8 protein-coding genes are annotated in these 13,415 nt (G+C 57.3%); 3 read left to right on the top strand and 5 right to left on the bottom strand.

Annotated features, from left to right (window positions below; all coding sequences use genetic code 11):
* Positions 1–179: 179 nt before the first annotated feature.
* Together ACUXUR_RS13885 and ACUXUR_RS13880 are read left to right on the top strand one after the other, a co-directional pair.
* Positions 180–2,159 carry a hypothetical protein gene (locus tag ACUXUR_RS13885; RefSeq protein ID WP_445502951.1) on the top strand — a complete coding sequence of 660 codons (1,980 nt, stop codon included), beginning with the start codon at positions 180–182 and terminating at the stop codon, positions 2,157–2,159.
* A 596-nt stretch (positions 2,160–2,755) separates the two neighbouring features.
* Positions 2,756–4,987, top strand: a complete 2,232-nt coding sequence (locus ACUXUR_RS13880) for an Ig-like domain-containing protein (RefSeq protein WP_445502950.1) — start codon at positions 2,756–2,758, stop codon at positions 4,985–4,987.
* 251 nt (positions 4,988–5,238) lie between these two features.
* Here the strand turns inward: ACUXUR_RS13880 and ACUXUR_RS13875 are convergent, their stop codons facing one another.
* From ACUXUR_RS13875 to ACUXUR_RS13855, 5 genes are all read right to left on the bottom strand, one after another.
* Complete coding sequence (locus tag ACUXUR_RS13875; protein WP_445502949.1) at positions 5,239–6,648, bottom strand: calcium-binding protein; 1,410 nt, start codon at positions 6,646–6,648, stop codon at positions 5,239–5,241.
* Positions 6,649–7,436: 788 nt separating this feature from the next.
* Positions 7,437–8,597, bottom strand: coding sequence for a cystathionine gamma-synthase (locus tag ACUXUR_RS13870; RefSeq protein ID WP_445502948.1), 1,161 nt, complete (start codon positions 8,595–8,597; stop codon positions 7,437–7,439).
* Complete coding sequence (locus tag ACUXUR_RS13865) at positions 8,594–9,970, bottom strand: pyridoxal-phosphate dependent enzyme (RefSeq protein ID WP_445502947.1); 1,377 nt, start codon at positions 9,968–9,970, stop codon at positions 8,594–8,596. The genes ACUXUR_RS13870 and ACUXUR_RS13865 overlap by 4 nt, the downstream gene beginning before the upstream one ends.
* 152 nt (positions 9,971–10,122) lie before the next feature.
* The gene (locus tag ACUXUR_RS13860; protein WP_445502946.1) at positions 10,123–11,172 is read right to left on the bottom strand and encodes an LLM class flavin-dependent oxidoreductase; all 1,050 of its coding nucleotides are present in this window, start codon (positions 11,170–11,172) and stop codon (positions 10,123–10,125) included.
* A gap of 41 nt (positions 11,173–11,213) precedes the next feature.
* Positions 11,214–12,200 carry a glutathione S-transferase family protein gene (locus ACUXUR_RS13855; RefSeq protein WP_445502945.1) on the bottom strand — a complete coding sequence of 329 codons (987 nt, stop codon included), beginning with the start codon at positions 12,198–12,200 and terminating at the stop codon, positions 11,214–11,216.
* 142 nt (positions 12,201–12,342) lie between these two features.
* Between ACUXUR_RS13855 and ACUXUR_RS13850 the strand changes: the two genes are divergently transcribed.
* Entirely contained in the window at positions 12,343–13,272 is a 930-nt protein-coding gene (locus ACUXUR_RS13850; protein WP_445502944.1) for a LysR family transcriptional regulator, read from the top strand.
* The last annotated feature ends 143 nt before the right edge of the window (positions 13,273–13,415 follow it).

Here is a 13,415-nt window from a genome sequence, read left to right as displayed (position 1 = left end):
GGCCGCCCTGGGCCGGAAGGCCCAGCGCGTGGAGGTGGCGCTGCCGCCGGGCGACGTGCTCGAGACGCGGGCGGACGTGACGGACCTGCGCCGCGACGTCGGCTTTGCGCCTTCAACATCCCTCGAGGACGGCGTCAACCGCTTCGTCCAATGGTACAAGCAGTATCACGGAGTGTGAGATGGTCGCCCATCAACGCCACTTTGTAGCCATGCCCTTGGGCTTTCTGATACTCCTCGCGCTGCTTGCGGCGACACCGGTGGGCGCCACCGATTATTATGTGTCCACCACAGGCAATAATGCGCAGTCTGGAAGTCTGGATGCTCCATTCAGAACCATCAATTACGCCGTTGGGAGGCTGAAGCCCGGCGATGTGCTCTTCATTCGTGGCGGTACCTACTTCGAGACAGTGCGTGTGACGACGAACGGAACCCAGGAGGCGCCCATCACGGTCCGCTCCTACCCTAATGAGAATGTCACGATCGATTCAGGCCCGAGCGAATTCCGCGAGCCTGGGAACGCAGACTGGGAGCCCGTGAACCGAGATCTCGGCGAGTTCAGGTCTGTTCGCCGCTTTCCGGCGGGCGACACACCTTTCGCATATATCAGTGGGATCGCTGGATATGAAAATGAACGTGTGCTGCTTGTGCCCTACAAAGGCGCAGAGCATTTTCGCGCCTCAAGCGACGCATATATGGACGAGGCGGCTCCCATCTATGCAGGTCCGGGCGTTTACTACGACTCTTCTGACGAGCGCATCCATATCAGACTTGCCAAGACAAGCGACCTCAAGGCGGCGGAAGCGCGCTACGGCCCAGTGTTCCCTAGCGATTTTCCAGACCCACGGCGCTATTCAATTCTTTTATCTATGGCGCGTGTCACTCTGGAGGTCGCAGGGTCGTACCTCACCTTCAAGGATCTCACTGTTAATCAGGCCACCCGCACCATTCAGATTTCCGCAAGCGTGCATGATATCCGCTTCGAAGGGCTCACCGTCTGGAATGGCGCGAAAGGAATCACTGCCGAAGCAGAAAACGTGCACAACGTGACAATCACACGCTCGCGGATCTATGGCGACAATCCATACTGGATCTTCTGGAGCGACATGAAGAATGCGCCCTTTCCCGCCCTGCTCATGCGCGTGACCGCGATTGACCTTCACGCTGGAGCCCACAACTGGGACATTTCCTACAATCATATCCGCGGGTCGGGTCAGGATCTGGTGAGCACGAATACCAATGAGGACAGGATCTTCGTTCATCATAATCGGCTCGAGAACTGTGGCGACGATGCCTTTGAGATTGAAGGGTCGGTGAATGTCGGACTGGTGTCGATCCACGACAACTACATTGCGAATTGCCTGACCGCCCTGGCGCCCGGACAGGATACCCCCCGCTTCGACGGGCCCCTTCTGTTTTACCGCAATGTGGTGTCGCTCCTGCGCAATCCCCCCGTGAGTCGGGCGCCCGGCATCAATGCCTGGGACAAGGGGCAGAAGTTCGGCTTTCTTGAGATGTTCAAGAACAGCGACGGCACACGCTTCATGACGCGCAACGTGCATATTTATCACAATACGCTTCTACTTCTTGGAAGCACAGGCCGAGGAGTCAACATCACACCGAAGGATCCGGAAAATTCGAGAATTGCGAATAATATTATTATGACCGTCAATGGCCCGACCAATGGAAGATACCGCCTCGGCGAAGGCCAGGTGGTCGACGGCAATTTGTATTGGAAGATCAATCCGAACGACGGGCTTCCTCTCGCATGGAACGCGAATACGATCCGACAACTCAGTCGGATTAAGGGTATCGAGGCGCATGGGATCGGCGATGTTCCGGGCCGTGGAACTGATCCACGGCTGGCTGGCCTCAATTTGAAAATCGCGGATTCTGCCAGTACTGTCTGGCAACTTGAGCCGGAGAGCGAAGTCCTTACCATCACTGATTTCATGCTATGCGCGCAGAGTCCGGCTATCGGCGCGGGCATAGTGATCGACCCCATTCCGGCCTTCGCCTTGCCGGATAGCCGCTCCTCGCGAGACATCGGCGCAATCCCATTCGGCACGCCCGCCGCTGAATTCGATGTGTTTCCGTTCAATGTGCGCGAGTCATTCCGACCTGTCCCTGCTGGAGCGACCTGCGTTCCCCAGCGCCTCTAACTGCTCCGATGACATAAAGCGAGATGGCTACGAGGGCATAGGAAGCAGCCGTGTGGATCAGTTCTACCCAGCTCATTGCTCAGCTTTAACTCACCCCAAAGCGCTGCATACCAATGTGCACCGACTTAGTGATTGGATCTTGTGCCTGCTCGCGGAGGCCTATCCAAGGTCGACGATACGGGCATCCAATGTGTGGAATGGTGGTGCATACGCCTATTCGCGCGAGAGGATCTGGACGATGCGCTCGGCATACTAGTTTGGAGCATGTAGAGGCGGGTGCAGATATGCCCGCCTCCAAGCATCCGTGGAGCCTTGCCAACAACTGCGAGACACCGGCTGACACGAGTCGTTCGTCACCCGCTCAAACCGAATGCCTCGTCCTCTGAATCCGCGCAGAAGTGGCCCAAGTCGATAGAGATAATATCGTTCCGTGGTGAGTTCTACCTCCTATGGCCACTGACGTAGATATCGAGCCATGCTAGAATATGCGATCAAATGCTTGATTAGGTAGCATATCGCACACAAGAATACTTCAGCATGCGCAGCTTGCACGCCTAAAAGCAATTTAGAAGTTGTATAGCACTTATGAGGTAGCCATGCTGATCGACACCTCATTTTCAGGAATCTCGAATTCATCGTCCAACCCAGACAACGGTCTTGCGGTCGGAGACAACTATATTGTTATGACTGAGGGCAAGCAGATCTGTTGGACGGATCTGTCGGGCGGCGGAGCGACTACAGTATCGCTCTATCAGTTCTTCAAGCCGCTTGGTTCTGCCGCAACCACGAGCTTATTTGATCCGAAATGCGTGTACGACAGCGTCAACGACAGATATATTGTTACGACATGCAACATCTCTCGCGAAACAGGCGTAAGCACGATCAACATTGCCGTTTCCAAGACTTCTAATCCGAGCGATGGCTGGTATTTTTCCTCGTTGGACACGTGGCTTTCAATCAACGGCCAAATAACTTCGGCGGACCGGCCAATGCTGTCGGTGGATGGATCAAACATCTACATCACGGCGCCTCAGTACAATGTCTCGGGATCCGGGTACCAAGGAACCAGCTGCTTCGTAATCGGTACTACGACCGGGCCAGGGGGCGGGATCTATAATGGAGGCGAGCTGACGGTCATTTCCTCTCAAGTGACAAGCCCCAAACAGGGCATTTCCAATGTCGCTGCCGATGGAACTAACACCACTTATCTTGCTTCAACCTACAATTCCGGTGGCGGCAATATTGTCGTCGCGCTTCAAGCTTATGACGAAGTCACAAAAACCTTCGGCGCCACCAAAATCATATCCTTGGGCAAGATTGATCAAGGTGGTGCCTATACGGCCCAGCAGATGGGCACGAGCCTCCTGTTAGACGCCGGCGACAAGCGTCCTTGGGACATTCAGTACATCAACGGGTTTGTATATGGCGTGTGCGAGTTGAAGCCGCCGGGCTCGAGCGTGCCACTGGTACACTGGTTCAAGATCGACGCAAGAAATCCCGACGCACCTGTCCTCGCAGCACAGGGTGACATATCTGGCGCGTCGATCGGTGACGGCGTTGCAACATTCAACGGCTCGATCGCAGTCAACGAGGCCGGGGCGGCCGTTATCAACTTCACGGCGTCTGGTCCGGATATGTATCCCGCCTGTTATTATGTATACAGCGAGGATCTCTCTTCCGCACAGCCGTGGAGCGCTCCTGTCCTGTACAAGGCGAGCACCGGATATTTCGACACAGGTAACGGAGCCAGCGTTCAGCGGTGGGGTGACTACTCCTCGGCAATTGTCGATCCTAACGATCCATCCTCATTTTGGATCTCGAATGAGTATGTCGATGCAGGGTGGTGGCAAACAGCCGTGGCCCATCTCAAATCTGGCACCTTGCCCACGGATACGACGCCACCGAGTGCGCCAACGATTACGGTGGTCAACGACGACATAGCGCCCGTGACCGGCCCAGTGGCAAATGGAGGCAGCAGCGACGATACTACGCCGACCCTGACGATCGCCGCCGAGGCGGGATCGACGGTTAGGATCTATGACGGCATGACCTTGCTCGGCACAGCGACGGAAACAGCAACGGCCGGCACATTCATTTTCACAACGGCTGCTCTTGCCGAAGGGAGCCACAGCTTCACCGCGACGGCAACAGATGGAGCAGGCAATCTGGGTCCAGCCTCCAGCCCATACGCGATCACAATCAGCCCTGACAGCACAAGCGCTCCCTTGCCTGTGACGACCGCTGCCTTGAGAGCGGCGGACGGTACCACATTCAGCGGAACGGCTGAGGCAGGCAGTATAGTGCAAGTCTACGAGGGGCAAACGCTATTGGCGAGCAGTGTTGCCAACAGTGATGGCACTTGGTCGGCAAAGTCCGTGTGGCTCAAGGATGTTGTCCGGGGAATAACAACGGTAGCCACAGATCAAGCCGGGAACACAGTAGTTCAAGCCGGTGTTACGCTTATAGGCACTACGACGGCGGACACAGGTCTGAGCGGCGGTTCCGGTGATGACGTGATCTTGGGCTATGGCGGCGATGACCGCCTAAATGGTGGGCAAGGCGGTAATGACAGACTCACCGGCGGCGCAGGAAACGACGTGTTTGTTTTCACAGGCGCATTCGGCGTCGATACAGTCACTGATTATCAAGACGGGCGCGATAAATTCGCCCTAGATGCCGGACTGAGCTTCCAGAATCTCGTCATAACACAGATGGACCTGGACCGTGACGGCTTGGTTGATGATGCTCGGATTCAGGTTTCCGGCCAGACTATCAACGTATGGAATATTTCGGTTGCATCCCTTACGAGTACGGATTTCCTGTTCTGAGTGTGTCCGTCCGCAGAGAGGCTGGTCCAGAACAGTCATGTTTCGCCAGTTCAGGTACATACGTATGGAGATTGCCCGACAAGCGTACCTCCGGACCTAGGGAGCCGCTGTGCCCGAGCAGGAAAACTGAGTTGCAAGGCCAGCTAAGATACTCACCGACACAAAATGGTTAACCTGCCCACGACGCTCCAAACCCGCTTACAAAAAAGCGGTCCCGATATGATTCGGGACCGCTCCGAGACGTGATTGCCTTAGATGATATAGATGTCGGAACTGGTCAGGCTCAGGCCTGCGGCGAGTTTAGCAATCTCAACCGGTGCTCCTGAATTATTTGCATCGGCATCGTACATCAGCGATCCGGTCTGCTTGTTGTAGAGCAGGAAATCGTTGCTCTCCTCAGCCCTGTCGTCGATCTCGAAATAGCCTGACGAGATCTTCTTGGGACTCGACATGGAGCCGGAACCAAGTTTGGTGAAGATGGCGTTGTCCAGATAGATGGTGTCGTCAGCAACATTGAAATCAGTGATGGTATCGATATTGCCGTTGCCGGGTGCTGTATCGAAGACAAAGATGTCCTTGCCGCTGCCTCCCTTCAGGATATCCGCTCCACCCTTGCCCCAGAGGGTATCATTCCCTGCGAGAGCGTCGATGGTTTCACCGCTGCTGGTGCCAACGAGCTTGTCGGAGCTGGAGGTACCATTGATCGCGGTCGAATCACTCGGCACCGGTTGCGTGGGCGTCGGCTCGGTTGTGGTCGGCTCGCTTGTGGTCGGAGTTGTGTCGGTCGGGGCCTGTGTCGAGGTGCCGTCATGGGCGTCCAGCCATGCGGACTTGGCTTTATTCCAGTAATCCCGTGCGGCTTGCCCCTGCAGGACCGTCCAGCCCTTCGTCGGCAGTGGATAGTCTTCCGGGAACGGCGTATCGGACAGGTTCAGATAATAATTGCCTGTGGAGTCGTCCGTCATGCGCTCCCAAGCATGCTCCAATCGGCCCATGCCGATGTGGTTGATGTCCTCAATCGCCACGACATTGTTCACGAACTTCAGATGCGGGTTAGTCTCGGAACCGCCAGTGTTCGAGTTGTATTCCAGCTTGAACGGCGAGCCGTGAGTCATCTCGCCCTCATACGAGTAGGACTTCATGCGCAGAAGCATGCCATCCATGGTCATCGTATTGGTCGAGCCGTTGAAGTCGCCGTCGCTGGTCGATATGCCGGAGAAGACACCGTCAAACAGGCTATCGCGGACAGTGCCGGTGAGTGCGTCGTCGTTCTCGATCGCGTCATCTCGAGCATTCGAGATATAGACGTCCTCAATCAGGAAGTTCTGCGAGGAGCCGTTCGGGCGGATGCCGTCCCACGGCTTGTCAATCCACCAGTTCTTGATCACGGCGCCCGGGGTATCGGCAAAGCGCACGGCGGCGGAGTTGATGTAAGTCTCTCTCCAGTCGCCAGTCTGTGACACCTCACCGTTGATATGGCCGCCGAGCACAGTGAGACCCGTTCCCGCGCCTACAACTTGGAACGGATAGGTGTTGGTCTTGCTGCCTTGGTTAGCCACGATCCACGAGGCGCTTGTCGCGTCGATGGTAGTGTTGCTAGCGAGATTGGTCACCTTGTAGGGGCTGTAGGCGTAATCTCCAGTCAATGTAATGGTGCTCATAAAAATTTAGTCCTTTTATGTGATGGTCGCAGGAGAGTGATCATCGTTGATCGCTCCGAACAGACACCTTCTTCTCCGAAAAAGTGAGGAGCGCAGGTGGCGGCAGCGGTGCGACGCTTACTTGGATTTTCAGCCTAATCGGATGAATCAGGCCGGAGGTAGGAGCAGTGCAACCTAATGCTGAATGTGGTCAAAGCAGGGCGAGCCACACATTCGAGATGATGCCTGCTGCGTGAATGGAGTTGTGAAACAAAGCCTTCACGAGAGCCGATTCTCTGCCGCTCGGTCGAAATTCTTCCCTGAATATCCGGAGCGCGAAGCTAGAGAAGTTCTCTCGAGAATATTGCCTGTAGAACGCATATTGGCGCATTCAAATCCTCGGAGACGACAGGCGAGTCCGAACGCTAGGGCGAAACGTCGCACAATCTGTAGCCTGCCGCAGCATCATATGGGCCAACGCAACGATATGCAGATCGACGAGGATTTGAGGTAAGTGTTCGTAAGTGCTCATGAGACAGCGAAAGCGCGTGGTCGATCCGAAGAGGTCCGCTCAACACTCTCATCACAAATGACAAGTTCTGCCTGATGCGCTCGGCGCAACCTCACCTGATATGGCCGCGTGCGCTTGGTCGGCTCCGGAAGAGCCGGGACACTGCCTCCGTGATGATTGATCTCACCACGGAGGCAGTGATGACCCTGCTCAAAGTCACGATCAAGAGGATCGCATCGAAGCTGCCTTAAGAGTAGGAAGGGCCGAGTTCTCGAGCCGCTTCAGGGATTTATTCCAATTAAGCAAGAGCCGAGCGTAGATCCTGGATCAGATCGTCGGCATCTTCGATGCCGACAGAGAGGCGCACCAATCCGTCGTCGATCCCGAGTTCTGCGCGCACATGCGGCGGAACGGAAGCATGGGTCATGATGGCCGGATGCTCGATCAGGCTCTCCACGCCACCAAGACTCTCCGCAAGTGTAAAGAGCTGGCAGCGCTCCAGGAAGCGCGTTGCGCCATCGAGTCCACCTTTGATGCGAGCCGTGATAATGCCGCCGAAGCCCCGCATCTGGCGCTTTGCCAGTTCATGCTGTGGATGGGAGGCTAGGCCCGGATAGATCACACTATCCACCTGCGGGTGCGCCTCAAGAAACTCTGCAATCTTCAGAGCCGATGTGCAGTGCCGCTCCATGCGAAGAGACAAGGTTTTCAAACCACGCAGCGCCAGGAAACTGTCGAAGGGGCCGGAGATCGAGCCGACGGCATTCTGAAGGAATGCGATCTTCTCGCGAGCTTCCTGGTTCTGGCCTACGATCACGACACCGCCCACCATATCGGAATGGCCGTTCAGGTACTTGGTCGTAGAATGCACGACGATGTCGAAACCGAATTCCAGCGGACGCTGTACCCAGGGACTCGCGAATGTATTGTCCGCGACCAGCCATGTGCCGTGGCCGCGCGTGACTTGGGCAATGGCTTCCAGGTCTGCAAGCTTCAGGAGCGGGTTAGTGGGGGTTTCAACCCAGACGAGGCGCGTGTTGGGGCGCAAGGCTGCCTTCACGGCATCCGGATTGCCGAGATCAACATAGCTGATATCGAGTCCGGCCGATTGCTTGCGTACTTTCTCGAAGAGGCGGCGCGTGCCGCCATAGAGATCGTCCGATGCGACGATGTGAGAGCCCTGTTCCAGCATATCCAAAACGGTCGCACTCGCAGCGAGTCCGGAGGAGAATGCGAAAGCGGCCGTTCCTCCTTCGAGGTCAGCAATGCAGCGCTCAAAGGCCATGCGGGTCGGGTTCTGCGAGCGTGCGTATTCGAAGCCTTTGTGAATGCCGGGGCTTTCCTGCGCGAAGGTCGATGTCGCGTAAATCGGCATCATCACCGCGCCCGTCGTAGGATCCGGTGTCTGGCCCGCATGGATGCAGCGGGTGGCGAAGGCGAGTTGGTTGCGGTCGTTCATTGAGCCTGAATCCGGAAGTAGTTGATGAGGTCGATGCGGGTGACGAGGCCGACGAAATTGTCGCCATCCATGATGACCGGCACGAGACCGACGGTGAAGAGAGGCAGAAGCTCCTTGACGGGAGCCTGCGCAGAAACGGTCTGCAGGCGCGTGACCATGATTTCGCGCACGGGCTTGTTGAAGACGCTCTGCGGAGCATTCTCGTTTGCGACCAGCGCGTCGAGGATGTCGCTCTCGTCGATGAGACCGACAACACGGCGATTCTCGATCACCGGAAGCTGCGAGATGTCAGAGGAGCGCATGCGCGCAAAGGCGGAACGAAGTGTCTCGTTCGGGGAGACGAAGATCGTGGCGCCTTCGCCGAAGGGGTTGATCACCACGTCGCGTGCAGTTCCGGTCGGCGTACGATCAAGCCATCCCTCCTGTGCGATGAAGGCATCGTTGAACACCTTCGACAGGTACTTGGCGCCCGTGTCGCAGACGAGCGTGACCACGCGCTTCGGCTCGCTCTGCTCGCGGCAATAACGTAAGGCCGCGGCCAGCAATGTGCCGGATGATGAACCGGCAAGAATACCTTCTTTACGCAGCAATTCGCGAGCAGCGGAGAAGCTTTCCTTGTCGCCGATGGAATAGGCTTTCTTCACGAGAGAAAGGTCGCAGTTTGGGGGCACGAAATCCTCGCCGATACCTTCGACGGCCCATGAGCCTGCCTCCGTCATCTCTCCCGTTTCCACGAGCGGGGCGAGAATGGAGCCGGCAGGATCGGCAAGAATCATCGCTGTCTTGGGAGAAGCCTTCTTGAGGTAGCGCCCAATACCGGTCAGCGTGCCGCCTGAGCCGACGCCGACAACGACGGCATCGACATCGCCTCCCATGCCTTCAAGGATTTCAGGGCCTGTGCTCGCCTCATGAGCTGCCGGGTTCGCGGGGTTCTCGAATTGATTGACGTAGACGGCGCCGGGCGTCTGGCTCGTGATCTTCTGGGCGAGGTCCTGATAGTAATCGGGATGACCCTTGCCGACATCCGAGCGCGTGATGATTACTTCGGCGCCGAGGGCCTTCGCATGCAGCACTTTCTCGCGGGACATCTTGTCCGGAACGACGAGGAGGGTGCGATAGCCCTTGCTGGCACCGACCAAAGCGAGTCCAACGCCCGTATTGCCGGCAGTGGCCTCCACGATGGTACCGCCGGGCTTCAGGCTGCCGTTCTTTTCTGCGGCCTCGATCATGGCGCGGGCAGGGCGGTCTTTGATGGAGCCGCTCGGATTAGCGCTCTCAAGCTTCAGGAATAGCCTGCAGGGGCCGGTATCCAGGTGCGTTACTTCGAGGAGAGGCGTTTTGCCGATCAGGTCCAAGGCGCCACGTGCAGCCATTTTCACGTTTTCCCATGTGAAATATTCTAATGCTTTTATATAGATGTGAAAAAGATTTCTGCCTATAGCCATCCCTGAGAATTCTCAGGGATGGGCGTCTGTGCGTTGTGACGCAGTGCTGGAGAAGGGATTCGGGGTCCGCCCCCTCTGACCTATTCGGCTTTGCGGCGGCCTTGGACTTCTTTCCGAATAATGGGCGCGACCTTCGTTCCGAACAGCTCAATGCTCCGCATAATCTGGCCATGAGGCATTGTGCCGACGCTGAACTGGGCGAGGTAGCGGTCATGGCCGAAGATCTCATGCTGGAAAAGGATCTTATCGATGACTTCCTGTGCGCTGCCGACGGCTAGCGCGCCACGAGGGGAGCGCATCGCTTCAAAATGTTCCCGCGTCGTCGGTCCCCATCCGCGCTCTCGCCCGAGTTTCGACATCACGTCGGCATAGGGCGGGAAGAATTCATCAGCTGCCTGCTGCGATGTGGGTGCCACATAGGCATGGGTGTTGATGCCGACCTTGAGGCGCGAGGGATCACGGCCAGCCCGCCGTGCCGCTTCACGATAGAGTGAGACGAGGGGTGCGAAGCGCTCCGGCTCTCCGCCGATGATGGCGATTGCGAGTGGAAGCCCAAGCACGCCTGCGCGCACCACCGATTGCGGTGTGCCGCCTACAGCGATCCAGATCGGCAGAGGATTCTGAACAGGACGCGGATAAACGGGCTGGTCTTGAAGCTGAGGACGATGTTCGCCTGACCAGGTGACGCGCTCCTGATCTCGGATCTTCAGGAGCAGGTCGAGCTTTTCTGCGAAGAGCGTGTCGTAATCTTTCAGATCATGACCGAAGAGCGGGAACGACTCGATGAACGAGCCGCGACCCGCCATGATCTCTGCGCGTCCGCCAGATAGGAGATCAAGCGTCGCGAAGCTTTGGAATACGCGCACGGGATCATCGGAACTCAGCACCGTCACGGCGCTGGTCAGGCGAATGTTCTTCGTGCGCTCGGCGGCGGCTGCCAGAACGACGGCTGGAGCGGATACCACATAATCCGGCCGATGATGTTCACCGACGCCGAACACCTCCAAGCCGAGTTGATCGGCAAGCTCGATCTCCTCGATCAAATCCCGCAAGCGTTGTGCGGCACTGATGAGATGACCCGTCTTGGGATTCGGCGTTCTCTCGGCGAAAGTGTAGATGCCCAGTTCCATGATAACCTTTTCAGGCAATTGTTTCACTTGCTTCCAGCGTATCAGACCGCTGCCTTATCGGCGGTGACCTGCAGCTTTTCGGCAAAAGGCAGCTCAGGCCCGACAGGCACGATGCTGTTCGGGTTGAGAGCTTTGATCGAATAATAGCCTCTCTTGATGTGGTCGATGCTGACTGTAGTAGCGATGCCTGGGATATCCAGCATGCGGCCGAGATAAGTGGAGAGGTGCGGATAATCCGCGATACGCCGCAGGTTGCACTTGAACAGCCCATGATAAGCCGCATCAAAGCGGATGAGGGTGACGAAGAGACGGATATCTGTTTCCGTCAGACGGCTGCCGAAGAGGAAGGCACGATCGGACAGAAGACCTTCCAACCTGTCCAGCGTGGTGAAGACCTGATGGAAGGCTTCTTCGTATGCTGCCTGCGTCGTTGCAAAGCCTGCGCGGTAAACGCCATTGTTCAGGCCTGGATAGATGATGTCGTTGAGCGCATCGATGCTGGCACGCAGATCCTCCGGGTAAAGATCGTATGTGTCGTTAGCGAGGCTGCCGAAGCCAGAGTTGAATATGCGGACGATGTCGGCGGATTCATTGTTCACGATGGTCTGCCGTTCCTTGTCCCAGAGAACCGGCACGGTCGCGCGACCTGTGAAGGTCGAATCGGCCTTTGTGTATATCTCGTGCATGTAGGTCGCCCCATTGATCTTATCGCGGGTTTCGCCACCGCCGTCGCCGAAACGCCAGCCTTCGTCGGTCAGCGCCGGCTCGAGAATGGAAACAGAGATGGCGTTCTCCAGACCTTTCAACGCACGGGCGATCAGGGTGCGTGAGGCCCAGGGGCAGATCAGCGCAACATAAAGGTGATAGCGCCCAGCTTCAGCCTTGAATCCGGCTTCACCCATGGAGCCCGCGCTGCCGTCTGGCGTGATCCAGTTGCGGAATCTCGATGTCTGCCGCACGAAGCCGCCTTTAGCATCCTTGGCCTGTACAGGGTGCCATTCAGCCGACCATTTCCCATTCACGAGCATTGCAAAATCCTTAGAGAGAGGCGGGAACCGTCCCGCTGCGAGCGGGAGGGCCCGAGAGTCGTTCAGGCTCATCTATGCCTCACCTTGTGAGTTGATAATCCCGGCGCCTTGGATAAGACTTCACCCTTGGGGAGTGAAATTCATGCTTGATCGCGTCACTGGAATGCAGATTTTCGTGCGAGTGGCCGCTCTTGGCAGCCTATCGGCTGCTGCCAGATCGCTTGGCATCTCTCAGACCATGGCGACAAAGCATGTCGGGGCTATTGAGGAGCGGCTTGGCGTCAAGCTCCTCCACCGTACGACCCGGCGTCTCACCCTCACCGAGGCAGGTCGGCGTTATCTTGAGAGCGCCGAGCGCATCCTCGTTGAAGTGGAGGAGGCGGAAGCTGTGGCTTCCGCAGAGCGGGTCGAGGTGAAGGGCATGCTGCGGGTGAATGCACCGCTCTCCTTCGGCTTTCGGGAGGTTGCACCCCTCATGGCCGAATTCTCTCGCCTCCATCCCGCTGTAACGGTCGATCTCGGATTGAACGACCGCTTCGTCGATCTGATCGAGGAGGGATGGGATGTGGCCGTGCGGATTGGGCGCTTGCGGGATTCCACCATGATCGCACGCAGGATTGCCCCCTGCCGGCTCGCGGTCTGCGGATCGCCGGCGTATTTTCAAGAGAAGGGGACGCCGAAAACCGTGGCGGATCTCACGGAACACAACTGCCTCGGCTACACCCTGTCCCGTGCTCTTGGGCCGGACGAATGGGCGTTTGACGCAGAGGGGAGGGTAAAGATCCCGATCAAGGGTAACCTTCGCGTCAACAATGGTGATGCTCTCGTGGCTGCTGCTGTTGCAGGACAGGGCCTTATCTATGAGCCTACCTTCGTCGTCAGCGGAGAACTGCGGGCAGGGCGGCTTCTGGCCCTGAGTCTCGATTATCCGCCGCTCGAACTGCCCGGGGTTTTTGCGGTTTATCCGGCCAACCGCCATCCGCCGGCCAAGGTACGAGCCTTCGTGGATTTCCTGGCACAACGGTTCGGTCCCAGCCCTCCTTGGGACCGCGGGCTCAAGCTGCAGGGCTGACAGCTCGCAGCCACTTCTCTGGTATTTCATATCACTTGCGTTGCCAGTTAACCTTGTTCGTGGTTGCGGAAAAGAGTCCTGTGGCGGCGCCTTTGCATTTGGGAACTTTTATCCCAAGTCTACGTTAAGGAGGGTCGGCTTCC

This window comes from Microvirga medicaginis, assembly GCF_052658925.1.
Note: the sequence above shows the minus strand (reverse complement) of the source record. Positions and strands in the feature narration are given on the sequence as shown.